We start from the raw sequence: 17,659 nt of genomic DNA, 5'->3' as shown, positions 1-17,659 counted from the left end.
GGATGACTGCCTATCCTTGATCATGGGATGCGTTCCACTCGGGTTCGTCAGGCCTTGTCGGTGTCGGTGTACTCCCCGACCTCGCCGTTCTGGGCCGGCTCGGCCTCGCCGGGGATGTCCGAGTCGACGTACTCGCCGTCGGGTCCGGTTCCGGTCGGACGCGTCTCGCCGGGGATGTCGCTCGAGACGAACTCGCCGACGGGCTCCGTCGACTCGACGTGCTCGTCGCCCGGGATCTCGCTGTCCGTGAAGGCTCCGGCCCGGGGCTCGACCCCGTCCGCGCGACCCTCGTCGCCTCGTGCCTGTTCGTGCTTGCCCGTCATGTCCGACCTCCGCTGCTCGGGTTGCTTGCCTCGGAGTGTGCTCGGGGTCCCTGGACGCCGACCGAACCGGATGCGGCGTTCGGTGGTTGCCTGTGCACCATGCAACGCAGCAGCCGATCGAAGTTCCTGCTCGTCGTGACCGGGCTCGTCGCCGTCGGGACACTGGCGGGGTGCGCCTCGGACGGGCAGCCCGCAGCCACCGAGACCGTCACGGCGCCCGCGCCGTCGCCGTCCGCGTCGACGTCCACGCCGCAGTCGTCCGAGGAGTCCGCCTCGGCGGCACCGTCGGCCGGGTCCGGTTCTGGGCCGTCCACGGGATCCGGTGCCACCGGTTCGTCTGCCGGCGACCGGTGCGCGGCATCGTCGCTCGCCGGACGCATCGAGGCCGGCAGCGGTGGTGCCGCCGGCAGCGTCATCGTGCACCTGGTGCTCGAGAACACCGGGTCGACGACCTGCACCGTGCAGGGGTGGCCCGGAGTCTCGTTCGTCGGGGGTGGCACCGGCAAGCAGATCGGAGCGGCGGCCGTCGCGGAGAAGAGTTCCCCGCACCCGACCGTCACACTCGCTCCCGGCAAGACCGCCGTCGCACCGCTGAAGATCGTCCGGGCCGAGAACTACTCGGCGGGCGACTGCTCGCCCAAGACCCCGGACGGCTTCCGCGTGTACCCGCCCGGGTCGAAGCAGTCCCTATTCGTGAAGGACACCGACTTCCAGGCGTGTGCGTCGGCCGATGCCTCACTGTTGTCCGTCCAGGCGTTCGTGCCGGAGGGGCAGGCGACCTCCTAGGAGTCGGCCACGATGAGCACCGTGACCACCACGATCAGCGACGAACGACCGGGCACCGACGAACTGGTGGCGCTGTACGACGCCGTCGGGTGGACCGCGTACACGCAGGACCCCGCAGCCCTGACCGCGGCGATCGCCGGCTCCCACACCGTGCTGACGGCCCGCGACGACGACGGGCACCTGCTCGGCCTGGTCCGCACGGTCTCCGACGGGGTGACGATCGTGTACGTGCAGGACGTGCTCGTGCTGCCGTCCGCGCACCGGTCCGGCATCGGCGGTGCACTGCTCGACGCGGTCCTGCAGCGGTACGCCGGCGTTCGCCAGACGGTCCTGCTCACCGACGACGAGCCGGGGCAGCGAGCGTTCTACGAGTCACGAGGCTTCGTGGAGGCCCACGACGTCGAACCGCACCCGCTGCGTTCCTTCGTGCTCCTGCGCTGAGCACGGATGGGTCTCGCGACCGATTCCACGCGCCAGCAGGGCGTTCCTAGACTCGGACGCATGGGGGCTCGCGCACGGACACGTTCAGCGGCAGCCCTCGCAACCGCGCTCGGCGTCGTGCTCGCCCTCGCCGCGTGCACGTTGTCACTACCACCGCCGACCGGGTCGGAATCGGCGCTCGCGAAGCTCATCACCCGGATCGAACGACTGCCCGGCGTCGACACGGCCGACGGCGAGGTCCGTCCGGTCGACGTGAAGGACGACCCGACGCACTGGATCGCGTCGCTCGAGGTCACGACCGACACCACCGACCTCGCCGTCGCCGAACGGATCCGCCACACGGCAGCGCGGGGTGTCACCGGGACGACGCTGACGGTGAGCGTGGACGTGCCGCGCGGGCGAGCGTCGGCTCCGGTCATCATCGACCCGATGGACGCCGACGTCGTCGACCTGGCCGGTCGGTTGCGTACGGAGCCCTTCGTGCGTCGGCTGTGGCTGACGCCGTCCAAGGCGACGATCCGGCTCGTGCAGGGCATCAGCTTCAGCGACGCCGTCGAGCGGGCCCGGCCGATCGTCGATGATCACCCGGCCTCCCTGATCCGTGGTGACGTGTCCGTGGGCATCACGGCGACGCAGCCCGGCCGAGCACTCCTGCGCACGATCGACGGATTCGTCGGCGACGGTGACCACGGCGTCGAGCAGTTGTACTACTCACCGGGCACGACCTACGCTGACGCGGCGCAGGCCCCGGCTGACGCGGCGCAAGCCCCCACCGACACAACCGCCGATGCCGAACGCCCGTACCTGTCGATCTCCGGCGAACGACTCGGTGCCGTCGCCGACGTCCTCGTGCGGACGAAGGACGAAGCCGCCGATGCACACCGCGCTCCGCGCACCGCGTTCTCCGTCGGCCTCGACGGGACGAGCGGCTGGCTCGGACTCCCCCTCGACGCCGAGGAGCCGCAGGACGCCACTGCCCCGGGCACCCCGACGACGGGCCCCACGCCGGCCCCGTGGGTGCCCGCTGACGTCAGCGACCACGCTGCGACGCTCCGGGCGTTCCTCGAGCGCTCGGCCGAGGCCGCCGGAGTCCCGGCGACCGTGACCACGGGCACCGAACAGTGCGCGCCGCCCGGATCGACCTGGTCACCCGATGCGACCGGCACCCGCGCGACGGCGTTCAGCATCGTGCCCGTGTTCCAGATCGTCGACGACGCGCAGGGGCCGTTCGACGCCGTGACCGCGCTGTGGACGTCAGAGGGCCTCGAGGTCAGCGGCCGGGCGATGGGGCGGGACTACTGGTCGTCGTCAACGGATGCGGATCCTGCCACGGCGAGCATCCGGGGCACGGTCGACGGCCTGAGCCTGCGCGCGGAGTCGGTCTGCGTCCCGCGCCCCTGACCCGGCGACACGGCACCCGCGACGAACAGCACCAAGCGCCGTCAGCGACGAGCCGGCGCGTGCACCGCCTCGAGCACCTCGGTCCCCATGGTCCGCAGCGCCTCGACCACGGCCAACCGCCGCTGCAACGAAGCGTCGTCGAACGTGACGGTCACGGCGTAGCTGACCGACGACCCTGGCCCCCGCAAGATCCCCGCCTCCGCCCGCACGCCCGTGCTCGACCCGGTGACCGCGACGACCTGCAGCCCGTGGTCGAGCGCACGGTGCGCCAGGGGGTCGAGCCCGAAGGAACCGGCGACCAGGTTCAGGTCACTCGCCAAGGACAACCAGCCCAGCACCCGGTTCGACACCGCCTCGTCGACGACCTCGCCGAGCGCCAGTCCGCGCATCACCCACGACAGCTCCCCGGTCGGTGCGACGGAGGCGTCGGGGGCATCATCCGGGCCGCGGCGGTCCCGCACCCGGTCGATCAACGCGGTGCGCTCGATGCCCAGGGACTCCGCACGCTCCCGGACGGCGTCGATGCCGACGGTCGACAGCAGAGCGTTCATGGCCCAGGCGTCGGCGGTCGCCCCGACCAGGGTCGCCAGGTCGGGCACCTGCATGGTCGGCTCCTGCAGGAACTGCCACAGGCCGGCACCGGTCGCGGTGTCGCGCGCCATGCGCTGCAGGCGGTCGCCGTGCAGGCGGCCGTCCTCGAGCTGGGCGGCGACCTCGATGAGCAGCAGGACGCGGCCCAGGCTCGCGACCGGCTGCACCAGGGTGTCGTCGATCGCGAGCAGGGCCTTGCCGCTCGAGGTGTCGATCACCGAGGCGCTGACCCCGGCGCCCTCGAGCGCGAGGGCGCCGATGGCCTCGGTGGTGGCGGTGAAGCGGTCGTCGGTCCGGCCGCTGTGCCGCCCACGACCGCGGCCGCCACCTGCTGGGCGGTCGTCCGGTCGCCGGCGGCGCGACGACCGGGCCGCGTCCGGCTCCGTCATCACCAGATCGCGACGCGCTCGGCGGGGTCGAGGTACATCGCGTCCTGCTCGGTCACGCCGAAGGTGTCGTACCAGACGTCGATGTTCCGCACGACCTGGTTGCAGCGGAACTCGTTGGGCGAGTGCGGGTCGATGCTCAGCAGACGAGCCGCCTCTTCCGGGCGGATCGCCATGCGCCAGGCCTGGGCCCAGCTCAGGAAGAAGCGCTCGGCACCGGTGAGTCCGTCGACGACCGGGGGCTCCTGGCCGTCGAGCGACAGCAGGTACGCCTTCCACGCGATCGACAGGCCACCGAGGTCACCGATGTTCTCGCCGATCGTCAGGGCACCGTTCACGTGGCTGTCGGGCACCTCGGTCGGTACCAGGGCGTCGTACTGGGCGATGAGGGCCTTCGTACGCTCCTCGAACGCCGCGCGGTCGGCCTCGGTCCACCAGTTCTCGAGCTTGCCGTCGCCGTCGTACTGCGACCCCTGGTCGTCGAAGCCGTGGCCGATCTCGTGCCCGATGACGGCACCGATCGCGCCGTAGTTCGCGGCGGCGTCGCGGTCTGCGTCGAAGAACGGGAACTGCAGGATCGCCGCCGGGAACACGATCTCGTTGAAGCCGGGGTTGTAGTACGCGTTGATCGTCTGCGGGGTCATGAACCACTCGTCGCGGTCGATCGGCTTGCCGATCTTGCCGAGCTCGCGGTCGACCTGGAACGAGGCGACGGCGCGGACGTTCGCGACCAGGTCGTCGGAGAGGACGGGCAGCGCCGAGTAGTCGCGCCACTTCACCGGGTAGCCGATCTTCGGCGTGAACTTGTCGAGCTTGTCGAGCGCACGGGCACGGGTCTCGTCGGTCATCCAGTCGAGCGCGGTGATGCTCTGCCGGTACGCCTCGACCAGGTTGGCGACGAGGTCGTCCATCTTGGCCTTCGAGGTCTCGTCGAAGTGCTCCTGCACGTAGATGCGGCCGACGGCCTCGCCCATCGCGCCCTCGACCAGCGAGACGCCACGCTTCCAGCGCTCGCGCTGCTTGGGCGCACCGGTCAGTGCGGTGCCGTAGAACGAGAAGTTCGTGGCCGAGAACGCGCTCGTCAGGTACGCCGCGGAACCACGGATGACCTGCCAGCGCAGCCAGTCCTTCCAGACCTCGAGCGGCTGGTCGTTCAGCAGGTCGGCCAGGCCGGTGATGAACGAGGGCTCGCGCACCACGACGGTCTCGAACGCACCGGCGGGGGCGTCGATGGCCTGCCACCAGGTCTGCAGGTCGACGCCCTTCGCGAGCGCGGCGACCTCGGCCCAGGGCAGCTTGTTGTAGGTCTTCTGGCTGTCGCGGGTCGTGACGTTGTCCCAGTGCTGGGCGGCGAGCGCCGTCTCGAGCGCGATGACGTGCTCGGTGCGGGCGCCGCCGTCGTCGAACCCGGCGAGCGGGAACATCGCCGCGACGAACTCGCGGTACTTCTCGCGGATGTCGGCGAAGCGCTCTTCGCGGTAGTACGACTCGTCGGGCAGCCCGAGGCCGGACTGCTCCAGGAACACGACGTAGGACTCGGGGTCGCCCGGGTCGTTGTCGACGAAGAGCTGCAGGAAGCTCGGCAGGCCGATGCGCTCGAAGCGGCCGACGGCGGCGATGACCTCGGGCACGGACTCGATGGCGGTGATCTCGGCGAGCAGGTGCTCGATCGGTGCGGTGCCGAGCTCCTCGAGCCGGGCTTCGTCGGTGAACGAGGTGAAGAGGTCGCCGACCTTGCGCTCCTGGGTGCCGGGGGCGGCCTGCTGCGAGCGCTCGATGATGTCGCGCACGGCGATCTCGGCGGCTTCGGCCAGCACCGTGAAGGAGCCGTACCGGGCCTTGTCGTCGGGGATCGGCGTCGCCTCGATCCAGGTCCCGTTCACGTGGCGGTACAGGTCGTCCTGGGGGCGCACCGCGGGGTCGAGTTCGTCAGTGTGGATGCCGGAGGCACGTGCGACGTCGGTCATGCGGTCCACGATAGCCACCGACCCCATGGGGCAGGTCGATCCGGGTCGTCACCGGCACACGGCTGCCGGTACGGTCATCGCATGGGACTTCCGTGGAAGCTGCACGGCGACGGCAAGACCGTCTCCGCGACGACGATCGTGGCACCCGACGAACGGCTCACCTGGCCCCGGACCATCGGCCTCGGCGTGCAGCACGTCGTCGCGATGTTCGGCGCCACGTTCCTGGTGCCCCTGATCACCGGGTTCCCGCCGTCGACGACGCTGCTGTTCAGCGGCATCGGCACGATCCTGTTCCTGCTCATCACGGGCAACCGCCTGCCGAGCTACCTCGGTTCGTCGTTCGCCTTCATCGCCCCGATCGGTGCGGCGACCAAGATCGGTGGCATCCCGCTCGCCCTGTCCGGCATCGTCGTCGTCGGCGCGCTGCTCGCGATCGTCGGGCTCGTCGTGCACCTGGCCGGCGCCGGGTGGATCGACCGACTGATGCCCCCGGTGGTCTCCGGCGCGATCGTCGCCCTGATCGGCTTCAACCTGGCTCCGTCGGCCCGGGACAACTTCACGGAAGCCCCGGTCATCGCGGTCATCACCCTCGCGACGATCATCCTGGTCACCGTCCTGTTCAGGGGCCTGATCGGCCGCCTGTCGATCGTCATCGGCGTGCTCGTCGGGTACGTCGCCGCGCTCATCGGCGGTCAGGTCGACTTCTCGAAGGTCGGCGACAAGCCGTGGATCGGTCTGCCGGACTTCACCGCTCCCGCCTTCGACCCGTCCCAGCTCCCGATCTACCTGGCGTTCGTACCGGTCGTGCTGGCGCTGGTCGCCGAGAACGTCGGCCACGTCAAGGGCGTCGGGCAGCTGACCGGCCGTGACCTCACCCCGCTCACCGGTCGCGCGCTCTTCGCCGACGGCATCTCGACCGTGCTGGCCGGCATCGGTGGCGGCTCCGCCACCACCACCTACGGCGAGAACATCGGCGTCATGGCCGCCACCCGCGTCTTCTCGACCGCCGCCTACTGGGTCGCCGCGATCGCGGCCGTCCTGCTCGGACTGTCGCCGAGGATCGGCGCCGTCATCTCCTCGGTGCCCGCCGGCGTGCTCGGTGGCGCCACCACTGCGCTCTACGGCCTGATCGGCATCATCGGCATCCGGATCTGGGTCGAGAACCGCGTCGACTTCTCGAAGCCGAAGAACCAGCTGACGGCTGGCATCGCCCTGATCATCGGCATCGCGAACTTCACGTTCACGTTCGGCCAGGCGAGCTTCGGCGGCATCATCGTGGGCACCATCGCCGCGATCGTCGTCTACCACGTGATGGACGTCATCGGCCGGGCTCGCGGCACCGACGAGCCCTCGACCGAGGCCGCCGACCCCGCACACGCCGCCACCGGCGCCGTCCCCGCGGAACCGCGCGCCGACTGACGCGAGTGGTCGGCCGGAACGCGCGTCCGGCCTGACGACGTGGGACCACCGGACTGGAGGCCCGTGGCAGCGCCGCCACGGGCCTCCAGTCCGTCACGGGGTCAGCCGCGGACGGAGACCGTGTCCTGCGCGTCCGGACCGGAAACCCGCTCGATCCAATGCCCCCGAGCTCGCCGGAGCTCGGCCTACGCGACGGCGACGATCTCGAGGAACGTCTGCTCCGTGACGATCTCGATGATCTGCCCCGTGGCGGCGAGGTCCTTTGCTCGTTGGACCTTCCCACTGAGGGTCGTTCCGGGGCGAAGCGTGGCGGGGTCGAAGCCACCCATCACGACCAGCGTGGTCTTCTTGGTCACGTTGCCCGAGACGACCGCTCCGAACGAAGCGACGAGCGTCTGCGCCTCGGCGCGGGTGTAACTGTCGAGGTCGCCAGAGAAGCACACGACCTCTCCGAACAGGGGATGAGCCGGATCCGCCTCAGTGGCCGGTTGAGGAAGGTCGGCCTTGCGCTGGTACACACGGCCAGCTCGGTTGGTGCCCTTCGACCGGGTTGGTACGGCAGCCCAGAGTTCGTCGACGCTGTCGATTTGCTGCTCCTCGGCGATGCGCAGGATGATCAGCGCGCAGGCGAGCGAGTCAGCGCCGGCTTCGTGGTGATGGAAGTCCGGCAACGCAAAGTGTTCGACGACCAGCGGAAGACGGTGGCTGGGCAGTTTGCAGTGGTGCCGGACCACGGCAAGAGCGTCGAGGAAGTCCAGTTGCGGGTCGGGCGCTCCTGTGAGCGCGTTGGCCGCGTTGTAGACGCCCTTGTCGAAGGGACTGTAGGCGACGACCGGAAGTCCGTTCGTGACGGTGCGCAGCTGCTGGAGGGTCTCAGGCCAGGTCGGGGCGCCCTCGACGTCGTCCGGCCCGATGCCGTGGAGGTACGTGTTGGTGAAGTCCAGCCCGGTGGGCGGTTCGACGTACCAGGACGTCGTGGACTGGACAGCCCCGTCGATGACCGTGGTGAGGCCAACGGCACAAACCGATGCACGATCGAAGTTGGCCGTCTCGAAGTCGAGGGCGACGAAGCTCAGCGTCATGCTGGCAGTTTACGTGAGGACGGCTCGTTCTTCGCTCCATCTGCCCCTCGACTGGAGTGTCCGGTCATCGCTCGAGGGTCACCGACAGTTGGGTGAGTGCAGAGTGATCAGCGTCGGCTGCGCAACGGGATGTGGCCCCACCAGCCCAGGCCAGCGGCGTCGAAATCGAGGATGTCGAGGTAAGCGCCAAGGGGTTCACCGATGTTGAAGTCCGCGACCTCCTGTCCGAACTCCTCTGGAGTCGGCTGGTCGCCGGTTGTGTAGGCGTCCGTGCGGTCGATCGTCGTCCACCGGTCGCGGATGATCCCGACGCGAGGACCTTGCCACGGGGAGTCGTAGACGACGCGGAACTCGTCAGCCGTGGCCCAGGCGTCGTGCACGACGACGCTTGCCGCCTCGGTCGGGCCGCCGTCGCGGAGCTTTCGGAGACATGCGAGCAGAGCGCGCGGACCCCATTCCTCGGCACGAGACACCTCGAGCTCTGCGATCAGCTCAGCATGTCGAACGCTCTCCATGTGGCGAACGTATCAAGCGAATCGTCCGACGACGGACCTGGCCTCGATCGGTGCGGCGATGCTTCCGAAAGGTGCGCCGACGGAATCAGGCGTCCGCCCAAACTGGACGGTTCAAGAGCCAAGGGTGCCCCTCTGGGAGTCCGACGCGATCGCCGAAGGCGAGGTCTTCGAACCGCGCGGGCAACATGACCGGCACAGCAGCAGTCGGCTGGGCGAGCAGGTCCCACCGGGCCTCGTACCCGCTCCACACGCTGATGTGCACGCGAGACTTGTCGACACCCGCGTTCCGGGTTCCCGGAACCGCGTCGGGGTCCGTTCGCCAATCTTCGTGCGCGATGAAGGCTGCAGCCGCAACGTGGTCTCGGGGAACGATGAACGAACGGGGCGCCGAGACGTAGTCGGACTGTTCCGGCAGGCTCACGAAGACGAACCACTCTCGATCCGAGCGCGCCGTCTGCTGCGAGTTCAAGCCGAGTGGGTAGTTCACATTGGAGGCTGCTCGAGCCGCTTTGACCTGCACCTCGATCGCGGGGCGCGAGAGGTCCTCGGTGTGCACGGCGAGGATGTCCGTCCGCGCGAGCCCATCGCGCGTCAGCGCGGCACCCCAACCCTGCCGAGCGAGCATCGAACACACCCAGTGTTCCCCAGCGGACTTCGTCATCTTGTTGTCGGCCATCAGTGCTTCCCTTCGATGTGGACGGGCCTATCGACAACACACGGCGGCATGTTAGGGATTCTCACTTTCCAAGAGCCTCGGGATCCGAGCTGGGCTACGAAACGCGCGCACTCGGCATCGCCGACAGAATGGGTCGGTGCACCGACCGACGCGACCCGCTGTGACCGCTGAGCGGCGCGCGGTCGACCGCGACATCGTGCGGCTGGCGGTGCCGGCGCTCGGAGCGCTCGTGGTCGAGCCGCTGTTCCTGCTGACCGACACCGCGCTCGTCGGGCACCTCGGGGCGACGCCGCTGGCGGCCGTCGGGCTCGCGAGTGCCGTGCTGTCGACGGTGACCGGGCTGCTGGTGTTCCTGGCGTACTCGACGACCCCGGCCGTGGCACGGGCGCTCGGTGGTGGCGACCGTCGCGGAGCCGTGCACGCGGGCATCGACGGGATGTGGCTCGCGCTCGTGCTGGGGGTGGTGCTGGCGCTGGTCGGGTGGCCGCTCGCCGGGCCGCTCGTCGACCTGTTCGGCGCCTCGGCCGAAGTGTCGGCCGCCGCGACCGCGTACCTGACCATCTCGCTGATCGGGCTGCCCGGCATCCTGGTCGTCACCGCTTCGACCGGACTGCTGCGTGGGCTGCAGGACACGAAGACCCCGCTCGTCGTCGCGACCATCGGGTTCGTCGCGAACGGGCTGCTCAACGCCGTCCTGATCTACGGCGCGGGCTGGGGCGTCGAGGGATCCGCCGCCGGCACCGTCATCGTGCAGTGGGCGATGGCCGTCGTCTACGTGCGCATCGCGGTGCGGGCCGCTCGGTCGTCGGGGGCGCCGCTGCGACCCGGCGCCTCCGGCGTCGCCCGGGCCCTCCGGTCGGGGGCCTGGCTGTTCCTGCGGACCGCGTCGCTGCGGATCGCGATGCTCGCGACCGTCGGGGCCGCTGCCGGGCTGGGGACCACCGGGCTGGCGACGACGCAGGTCGGGCTCACTGTCTTCTCGACGCTGGCGTTCGCACTCGACGCCCTGGCGATCGCCGGGCAGGCGCTGGTCGGACACGGACTCGGCGGACGTGACCCGGAGCGGGTGCGACTGGTGACGCGACGGCTCGTGCTGCTCGGGATCGCCGGTGGTGTGCTGCTCGGGGTGCTGACCCTGGCGGTGAGCGGCGTGCTCGGGCCGGTGTTCTCGGACTCGCAGGCGGTGCGGGACGCCCTGCCCGTCGTGCTGGTGCTCATCGCCGTCGGGATGCCCGTCGCCGGGTACGTCTTCGTGCTCGACGGAGTGCTGATCGGTGCCGGTGATGCGCGGTACCTGGCCATCGCCGGCGGTGTGAACCTCGTCGTGTACCTGCCGCTGCTCTGGTGGGCCGGCGGGACGCTCGCGGGGCTGTGGGCGGCCTTCGCCCTCGGGTACATCGGGGTCCGGGCGGTGACGCTCGGGGTGCGGGCGCACCGGCGCGGCTGGGTGGAACAGGCGTTGGCGCGGTGAGCGGGTCTTCTTCGACTGGGCCTGCTTCGTCCGCCTCGTCTGCTGAGCCTGCGGCCCCGTCGTCTTCCGTGGCGTCGTCGGCCGTGCTCGCCACGGTCGGCATCGGGGTGCAGGGCGTCGCGAAGCTGCTCGTGACCGTCGTCGTCGGTCGGGTGTTCGGCACCGAGACCCTCGGGCAGACCACGGCGCTGCTGTCGCTCTCGGTGTTCGTCGCCCTGCTCTGGCCGAACGCCGCGGGCAACACCGCGTCGCGGTTCCTGGCGATCGCACTGCGGGGTCGACGGTCGGACGCCGCGGTGAACCGGCTGCTCGGGGTGTCGATGCTGGTGTCGAGCGTGGTGCTCGCGGCGGTCACCGTGCCGATCATGCTGGCCTGGGGCAACGGCCCCGGCATGGTGCTCGGTGGTGCCGCGGTCGTCGTCGTCTACGGCCTCTACTGCTACGCCCGAGGCGCGCAGCTCGGCTACGACCGGGCACCACGGGTCGCGCTGTGGGACTCCGTGACGAGCGTCCTGGCGCTCGGGTTGCTCGTGATGGCGTGCGTCGCCCGCCTCGAGCCCTTCGTGCTGCTGCCCCTGGCCATCGGGTACACGGTGTTCGCGATCGCGTGCTGGCCGCGGGGGAACGGCTTCGCGCCGGCTTCGCGCGAGCCCGCTGCCGGGGTGCTCGGGTTCGCAGCGTGGAACGTGCTGGCGGTGGTGACCTCGAACGGGTTGCTGCAGCTGACGATGATCTCGGCGCAGGTCACGTCCTCGGCACACGACGCCGGTGTCTACGCGGCCGGCTTCACCCTGGCGACGCCGGCGTCGATGCTGGGGCAGGCGTTGGGGCAGGTCCTCGTGCCGGCGTTCGCGCACCGGACCGATGGTGGATCGCTGCGCTCTCGCGGGGCGCTGCTGCTCGTCGTCGGGTTCGCTGCTGCCTCCGCCGTCGTCTTCGGCCTGGTCGCACTGCTCGCCGGGTGGTTCCTGCCGATCGTCTACCCCGCCGAGGGCGCAGCTGCCGTCGCGGACCTGCGGTACCTGATGGTCGCGGTGTGGGTGTTCACCGTCGGTCTCGTGCCGGCAGCGTTGCTGCTCGCCGCTGGACGCTCACGCCAGGTCGCCCTGGCCTCGGTCGCGGGGTTCGTCGTCGGCGCTGGGCTCATGGCCGTGCTCGGGCCCGTCGCAGGAGTCGCGGGTGGGACCACGGGCTTCTTGGTGGGAAGTGCGGTGAACCTAGTTGCGGTGGTGGGGATCGGCATAGCGCGGCGGCCAGAGAACATCATCACTCGTTCCAAGGCGCTCCCTCACTGAACCCCGTCGACGCGTACTTCCGCTGGTTACGACCGTTGTAAGCCGACACGACGGCGCTTCACCGAGCGACCAAAGAGACAAATCTACTTCTCGCGCAGCAGCAACATCGGACCAGAATGCTAGAGCGAGTCCGTCACCGGACGTCCGGCACGATGGGAGCGACCGGTTGCGACACCGCCGAAGAAGGGGCAATATTACGCCGAGGCGCAACCCGCCGTAACCGCATGAGGCGGTCCTCATCCCCGAAGGAGTGGCTGCGCTTGGCGAACATTGACGTCGTCCTCGAAAGAGGCGCCACCCGCCAGAAGGTCCGCGATGCCCTGGCAGCTCTTGAAGGCGTCGGACCCGCTGACCAAGCACGCCTACACCTGCCTCCGTCATCCGGCGGGAAAAGTCCGCTCGACGACGGCCGTTTGATGCAGGCCATCATCTCCTGGGGCCGCTCCAACGGGACGCCAGTTCTCGTGGCCGGAGAAGTAGCCGAACGGGCTCACTTTTCAGCGAGACTAGCGAAAGACGACGCGTTTCTGCTCGCCGCCGGACTGTCCTCCGAAATATTAGACGAAGCGGGTGTAAGCCATCCGGACCTGACGGCCTTCGTTCTTTCAGAACTAGGGCGGCGCAATTCCTTCTCAGCTGAGACAGATTTACCCGGCGCGGTCCTCCTTGCTCGACACATCCCTCGTCTGAATCGCAGCATAAATCTGCATACCCCCGAGCACGGCGAATGGGCAGTCGGCGAAAACGCTCGAACGCTTTATCATCGGATTTGGGCAGACCCAATGCGTCCAGCTTCCCTGCGTCGGCCTCACGTCCCTCTCGGAGAAACGATCTTCCGGTCTGCGGACGGTTCGTATTTGAGTCGTGTCACGCCTGACGGTGAAGCCATTCGCACGCTCGGCGAACGCTTGTACTCGCCGTCGAAAGCGGCGCTTGACCTCGTCCGCCGTTCGAAGATTTCGAATCGACGCGTGGAAGATGAGGTCGGAGAAGTTCTCTACGAGCTGGTACAAAACACCGAGTGGCACGCGAAGCAGCTTGCTCCAGGTAAAACCGGCAAGGGCTTTCGAGTGCTCAGCGGGGGGATACACGTCATTCGCTCCAGCCGCATCGAAGCCGCGACCAACGACGACCCACCCCTCGGACGATACGTACGAAACGTGTTCGACCTCGCGGGGGCGAGCCAAGCAGGAGGCAGCGAGGCAAAATTCGCGTCCATCACTCTCCTAGATAGCGGTATCGGCCTCGCTCGGTCCGCAGCGATCGCTCTCGGACAGGAACACCTCTACGGGCCGCTCACACAGGTCAATTACCTCGCAAGCGCCCTCGAAAAGACAGTGCGGGTAAGCCACCGCCAAATGGGAAATATAGGACTACCCCGCGTTCAGACGTTGATGTCCAATCTGGGGGGATTCATTTCCATTCGAACAGGCAGCCTAGAGATACATCGAGACTTCATAGCCCATCCATTGGTCCCGTCAACCGTCGACCGAACGAGCGCTCCGCGTTTCATCGACTGGGTCCCGGAAAATTTCGATGAGTTCGAAGTGGGCCTACATGCAGGCACGGCAGTGACGATCGTCCTCCCGGTTGACTTGAAGGTGAGTTAGGTTTGCGCACCTACACTGACCAGAAGAAGTTTCTTTTTTCCACCGATATTCGGACGGATCGGCGATCCGTAGTCGTCGTTCTTTGGACTGCGTTCCCGATGGATTCCCTCTCCGACTATCTCCCCGATCTAGGATCCTTTCTCGAGGTTCGACCGGAGGCGACGGAAGTCTGGTTCCTCGGACCGCGTGATGCTATTGACAAAATGCTCGACCTTCGCTCTGAGGAGTACCGATCACGCACCTCGGAGCTCGCGGGCCTTGCGTTTCGTTATATCGCCGTCGACGGCGACGGATCGTGGCTTGAGGACGAAGATGCCCTGCAACCTGGCGACGGCGAGCTCGTCGAGATCAGCGCGGCGGTCTCCAAGTCCGTCCACGAAGATGGGATGCGACAAGCCTTCCGCGACACGAATTCGCTTGTTGCAGCAAGTGCGGGGTACCATTTCGAACGCCCGGGTCGAGGACATTCGGAGTACTTCATCCGGTCGTCTCAGGCCCTCGCTCGCGCTCAACATGCTTTTTTCGTAGCTGCTGCGCTTCTACCGATGTTCTCGTTAGAAAGCGGAGCACGGCTGTTCGCTGACACCGCCGGTATATTGCCAGTCCTTCACGCCTTCAAAGAACTAAAAGCGAGATTACGAGGTTGGGTCGCCGATGTCGTGGTCGACACCTTCGGCGGCTACGACGGCATCGCGCAGAACCTAGATGACGTCCAGGCACAGGACTTAATCGTCATCTCCGGATCAACGTCTGGATCGTTGGCCCGAGCAATCAGGCAACTAGGTGTCTCGGAGGATGCGATCTTCACGCTCTATTACTTGAGCGCAACATCTCCAGAACCAGAAAACGGCCGCGTGCTCTGCGATCTGAGCAATCGAGACCAGGTCGTAGTCGAATCGGTCCGCGACGCCCGGCGCGTCCCGTACCCGTCCTACCCCTCAAACGAGACAGCTATCTGCGAGTTATGCGCGGAGGGCAGCCGACCAATTGTTCTGTCCGGTGACGAATTCTTTCCGGAGCCAGCCGGACTGAGTCTTCGCATGCTTTCTTTGGCCGATCGTCCCTTGCATGGGAAACGCGGTCGGAGCAACGGGGAATCAGGCAGGAACTTCGACGGCGAGGATTACTTCGAGAGCTTCTTCGGCACGGGGGTGATCACTACTCGAGCGAACGCGTTCGCTCGGGCCACGGGCGGTCCTGGTTTGCACCGTCAGGGAATCAGCACTCGGGTAGACCGAATTTTTGAAGGCGAAGCGTCGGCGAGGGGACTGGTTAGCAAGGTTGACGCTGCGTTTTCCCGCCTGAACGTCGACGACGTCGATTTTGGCGCTGTCGTGGCGCTACCAGATAAAGACTCTCGAGCCGCCGGTGCCCATATCGCCGCGCAACTGTGGCCGGATGCCAACGTTGAGTTCGACAGCACCTGGGCGCCGATCAGCGAGAAATCCTTCAATAGTAAGTCAGATATCCTTGCCAACCTCAGCAAGGAATCGACAGTTCTCGTCTGCGCCGGCGTCCTCGCCTCAGGGCGAGCACTTCTCGGGCTGAGCAGGGAGTTGCGAAAGCTTCCTTCCGGCGTTGGCGTCAGCTACCTGGTGATAGTGATGCACCCTGAATCAGCAACCGCCCGTGAAGTGTTCGAACGGACTCTCGGAGTGCGCGGCACCCAAGACCGCTCGTCCTACGAGGTTGTCTGGACTTTGCCGCGTGAACCGGGGACGCCTGGCGTCGGCAATCCCTGGGATCGCGAACGTTCCATTCTCGGCGATGTAGAAGATTGGCTCGGCCAAGCGCATCCCGACTCCGACGCCCACCAAGCCGTACTAGCGCGGATGGAGGTCCTGGGTGCGCTGACTGACGAGCACCTTTTTGTGGATCCACATTTTTCCTCCCAGGACAGGAAAATTATGACGCCCATCAACGCTAAGTTTGCGCTTTGGCCATTTGAGTGGAGCGAGCATAGTCGAGCAGTTTCCGATGGTGTGAAGCCTACCCAGACAGAGGTGTTTTCGACCGTAGCGCATTTGATGTACTCATCTCGAAGAACAGCAATCGCTCTCGATAAGCACATGTTCGCGGTAAGGCGTCACGGATACGTGATCAATCCAGCGGTCTTCGACCGGTTCAACGATCCGCAGATTCAATCTGCAATCTTGAGAGCGTCTGAGGCAGGAGAATTTGATTACCATCCCGACCCCGACGCGAGCAGAGCGGCGCTCGATGTCTTAAAATTCTCTTTAGTGAATGTTGACTCTGAAGCGGGTGCCGCGTCATACGAGATGCTTCTGGCCTTGTGCGCTGGGGGGTTGCTCAAGGGCGGTCATGGCATGCGGCTTACGGACCCCGATCTCGCCCTGTTGATGCAACTGTGTGAGCAGCTCGAGTTGCCGCCTCTTCTGGAAGCTTTGGCTCGCTTCCTCCGGCGGCCGGGTGCTTTGTCTGAGGATGGACTCGGGCTGCCTATGGCGGCGGCGGCCCCGTCGTGTCCCCCACCCGCAACTCCGACGTGAACGACGCCGGTTGGGGTTCCGCACCCTCGAGCATGGCCAGGGCGGCACGGGCGGCGGCTTGGCCCTTCTGCACGAAGGGCTGCACCAGGGTGGTCAGGTGCCGGATCGGGGTGCGGTGGAGCAGGCTGTCGTCCACCGTGATGCCGTCGAAGCCGACGACGCTGACGTCCTCTGGGACACGGAGACCGGCGTCGAGTGCGGCCGAGATCACCCCGACGGCGATCAGGTCGCTCTGGGCGATGACGGCGGTGGGGCGGGGGCCGTCCGGCGCGAAGAGCTCGGTGCCGGCGAGACGCCCCTCTTCCACCGAGCTGCCGGCGGTCTCGATCGCGACGGCGTCCGGGTAGACCTGGCGCACACCACGCAGGCGTTCGAGCGTGGTGAAGGCGATGCCCTCGGCCTGCCGGGCTGCGTCGATCGGGCCACGGCGGCGTGCGGCATCGAGGGGCAGGGTCACGACGGTCACGTCCTGGTGGCCGAGCTCCTGCAGGTACTCCGCAGCACGACGTGAGGCATCGCGGTTGTCGAGCTGGACGGGGACAGCGCCCTCGATCTCGTCCGCCTCGATCGCGACGACGGGGATCTGCCGACGGCGCAGCACGGCGACGGCGGGGTCGATCCGGACGTTGCACCCGACGAGCACGACCGCGTCCATCGGGGCATCGACCAGCGGGCCGGCGCCCTGCCCGTCGTCGAGCGGACTCCGCACGAGCAACAGCGAGGCACCGGCGGCACCCGCCACCTCGGCGATGCCGTCGAGCGTCAGGACGTTGACCGGGTCACGGAAGGCATCGCTCAGGCGCTCGTCCATCACGACACCGATGACGCCGGAACGACCGCGGCGCAGCGAACGGGCACGGGGATCGGGGCCGCCGTAACCGAGGTCGGCGGCGGCGGCGAGCACGCGGGCCTTGGCGTCCTCGGACACCGGGCCGAGACCGCTGAAGGCGAGCGAGGCCGTCGACGGCGCGACACCGGCAACACGGGCGACCGCGGCCAGCGTCGGGCGCGACGAACGGGTGACGCCGCCGCGGGAAGGCGACGCGCCGGGTCCTGTTGCCGGTTCGTCCATCGCCCGTTAGCGTAGCCGGAACGAGCAGTCGAATCGATTCGACAGCTGTAAGACCAGCACCGACACGCACCAGAACGCGCATCACCCCGCGCGCCGCAGCACGATGGGAACCAC

Annotated in this window: 15 protein-coding genes; 8 read left to right on the top strand and 7 right to left on the bottom strand. The window is 67.7% G+C overall.

Translation table 11 applies throughout. From position 1 onward, the window contains the following. Positions 1 to 47: 47 nt before the first annotated feature. Positions 48 to 323 carry a hypothetical protein gene (locus tag DEJ21_RS01510; protein ID WP_111022401.1) on the bottom strand — a complete coding sequence of 92 codons (276 nt, stop codon included), beginning with the start codon at positions 321 to 323 and terminating at the stop codon, positions 48 to 50. Positions 324 to 422: 99 nt separating this feature from the next. On the opposite strand from DEJ21_RS01510, the gene DEJ21_RS01505 reads away from it, so the two are divergent. The 3 genes from DEJ21_RS01505 to DEJ21_RS01495 are packed head-to-tail and all read left to right on the top strand — an operon-like array spanning position 423 to position 2,951. Continuing rightward, positions 423 to 1,109 (top strand): DUF4232 domain-containing protein, encoded by a 687-nt coding sequence (locus DEJ21_RS01505; protein ID WP_111223490.1) that lies wholly within the window; start codon positions 423 to 425, stop codon positions 1,107 to 1,109. Between the two features lie 12 nt (positions 1,110 to 1,121). Further along, positions 1,122 to 1,550 (top strand): GNAT family N-acetyltransferase, encoded by a 429-nt coding sequence (locus DEJ21_RS01500; RefSeq protein ID WP_181435748.1) that lies wholly within the window; start codon positions 1,122 to 1,124, stop codon positions 1,548 to 1,550. Between the two features lie 60 nt (positions 1,551 to 1,610). After that, the gene (locus DEJ21_RS01495; RefSeq protein WP_146247679.1) at positions 1,611 to 2,951 is read left to right on the top strand and encodes a hypothetical protein; all 1,341 of its coding nucleotides are present in this window, start codon (positions 1,611 to 1,613) and stop codon (positions 2,949 to 2,951) included. 41 nt (positions 2,952 to 2,992) lie between these two features. Here the strand turns inward: DEJ21_RS01495 and DEJ21_RS01490 are convergent, their stop codons facing one another. Beyond that, positions 2,993 to 3,931, bottom strand: a complete 939-nt coding sequence (locus tag DEJ21_RS01490) for a serine hydrolase (protein ID WP_111223488.1) — start codon at positions 3,929 to 3,931, stop codon at positions 2,993 to 2,995. Continuing rightward, a complete protein-coding gene (locus tag DEJ21_RS01485; RefSeq protein ID WP_111223574.1) occupies positions 3,931 to 5,895 on the bottom strand; it encodes a M13 family metallopeptidase in 1,965 nt (654 codons plus the stop codon). Before DEJ21_RS01485 ends, DEJ21_RS01490 begins: the two co-directional genes overlap by 1 nt. 81 nt (positions 5,896 to 5,976) lie before the next feature. Here DEJ21_RS01485 and DEJ21_RS01480 point away from each other — a divergent pair, with 81 nt between their 5' ends. Next, positions 5,977 to 7,314, top strand: coding sequence for a uracil-xanthine permease family protein (locus DEJ21_RS01480; protein WP_111223487.1), 1,338 nt, complete (start codon positions 5,977 to 5,979; stop codon positions 7,312 to 7,314). Between the two features lie 185 nt (positions 7,315 to 7,499). On the opposite strand, the gene DEJ21_RS01475 is transcribed toward DEJ21_RS01480, so the two are convergent. From DEJ21_RS01475 to DEJ21_RS01465, 3 genes are all read right to left on the bottom strand, one after another. After that, positions 7,500 to 8,396 (bottom strand): exonuclease domain-containing protein, encoded by an 897-nt coding sequence (locus DEJ21_RS01475; protein WP_111223486.1) that lies wholly within the window; start codon positions 8,394 to 8,396, stop codon positions 7,500 to 7,502. A gap of 107 nt (positions 8,397 to 8,503) precedes the next feature. Continuing rightward, positions 8,504 to 8,911, bottom strand: coding sequence for a hypothetical protein (locus tag DEJ21_RS01470; protein ID WP_111223485.1), 408 nt, complete (start codon positions 8,909 to 8,911; stop codon positions 8,504 to 8,506). Positions 8,912 to 8,996: 85 nt separating this feature from the next. Next, positions 8,997 to 9,587, bottom strand: coding sequence for a hypothetical protein (locus DEJ21_RS01465; RefSeq protein WP_110893820.1), 591 nt, complete (start codon positions 9,585 to 9,587; stop codon positions 8,997 to 8,999). Positions 9,588 to 9,747: 160 nt separating this feature from the next. Here DEJ21_RS01465 and DEJ21_RS01460 point away from each other — a divergent pair, with 160 nt between their 5' ends. The 4 genes from DEJ21_RS01460 (at position 9,748) to DEJ21_RS17910 (ending at position 16,473) form a co-directional block, all read left to right on the top strand. Continuing rightward, a complete protein-coding gene (locus tag DEJ21_RS01460; protein ID WP_111032456.1) occupies positions 9,748 to 11,058 on the top strand; it encodes an MATE family efflux transporter in 1,311 nt (436 codons plus the stop codon). 83 nt (positions 11,059 to 11,141) lie between these two features. After that, the gene (locus tag DEJ21_RS01455) at positions 11,142 to 12,353 is read left to right on the top strand and encodes a lipopolysaccharide biosynthesis protein (protein ID WP_146247678.1); all 1,212 of its coding nucleotides are present in this window, start codon (positions 11,142 to 11,144) and stop codon (positions 12,351 to 12,353) included. Between the two features lie 260 nt (positions 12,354 to 12,613). Beyond that, positions 12,614 to 13,963 carry a hypothetical protein gene (locus DEJ21_RS17915; protein ID WP_146247677.1) on the top strand — a complete coding sequence of 450 codons (1,350 nt, stop codon included), beginning with the start codon at positions 12,614 to 12,616 and terminating at the stop codon, positions 13,961 to 13,963. 2 nt (positions 13,964 to 13,965) lie between these two features. Next, a complete protein-coding gene (locus DEJ21_RS17910) occupies positions 13,966 to 16,473 on the top strand; it encodes a hypothetical protein (protein WP_146247676.1) in 2,508 nt (835 codons plus the stop codon). Here the strand turns inward: DEJ21_RS17910 and DEJ21_RS01450 are convergent. Continuing rightward, positions 16,424 to 17,545 (bottom strand): substrate-binding domain-containing protein, encoded by a 1,122-nt coding sequence (locus DEJ21_RS01450; RefSeq protein ID WP_111223483.1) that lies wholly within the window; start codon positions 17,543 to 17,545, stop codon positions 16,424 to 16,426. The two genes, DEJ21_RS17910 and DEJ21_RS01450, sit on opposite strands and share 50 nt — an antisense overlap. Between the last annotated feature and the right edge of the window lie 114 nt (positions 17,546 to 17,659).

It is taken from the genome of Curtobacterium sp. MCSS17_006 (assembly GCF_003234215.1).
In the GTDB taxonomy this organism is placed as follows: domain Bacteria; phylum Actinomycetota; class Actinomycetes; order Actinomycetales; family Microbacteriaceae; genus Curtobacterium; species Curtobacterium flaccumfaciens.
The sequence above is the reverse complement of the archived record's forward strand: the minus strand, read 5'-3'. Positions and strand labels throughout refer to the sequence as shown.

What these genes read in the sequence shown, in the direction of transcription:
- DEJ21_RS01510 (WP_111022401.1), bottom strand. Translation starts at nt 323, where the DNA reads ATGACGGGCAAGCACGAACAGGCACGAGGCGACGAGGGTCGCGCGGAC.
- DEJ21_RS01505 (WP_111223490.1), top strand. Translation starts at nt 423, where the DNA reads ATGCAACGCAGCAGCCGATCGAAGTTCCTGCTCGTCGTGACCGGGCTC.
- DEJ21_RS01500 (WP_181435748.1), top strand. Translation starts at nt 1,122, where the DNA reads ATGAGCACCGTGACCACCACGATCAGCGACGAACGACCGGGCACCGAC.
- DEJ21_RS01495 (WP_146247679.1), top strand. Translation starts at nt 1,611, where the DNA reads ATGGGGGCTCGCGCACGGACACGTTCAGCGGCAGCCCTCGCAACCGCG.
- DEJ21_RS01490 (WP_111223488.1), bottom strand. Translation starts at nt 3,931, where the DNA reads ATGACGGAGCCGGACGCGGCCCGGTCGTCGCGCCGCCGGCGACCGGAC.
- DEJ21_RS01485 (WP_111223574.1), bottom strand. Translation starts at nt 5,895, where the DNA reads ATGACCGACGTCGCACGTGCCTCCGGCATCCACACTGACGAACTCGAC.
- DEJ21_RS01480 (WP_111223487.1), top strand. Translation starts at nt 5,977, where the DNA reads ATGGGACTTCCGTGGAAGCTGCACGGCGACGGCAAGACCGTCTCCGCG.
- DEJ21_RS01475 (WP_111223486.1), bottom strand. Translation starts at nt 8,396, where the DNA reads ATGACGCTGAGCTTCGTCGCCCTCGACTTCGAGACGGCCAACTTCGAT.
- DEJ21_RS01470 (WP_111223485.1), bottom strand. Translation starts at nt 8,911, where the DNA reads ATGGAGAGCGTTCGACATGCTGAGCTGATCGCAGAGCTCGAGGTGTCT.
- DEJ21_RS01465 (WP_110893820.1), bottom strand. Translation starts at nt 9,587, where the DNA reads ATGGCCGACAACAAGATGACGAAGTCCGCTGGGGAACACTGGGTGTGT.
- DEJ21_RS01450 (WP_111223483.1), bottom strand. Translation starts at nt 17,545, where the DNA reads ATGGACGAACCGGCAACAGGACCCGGCGCGTCGCCTTCCCGCGGCGGC.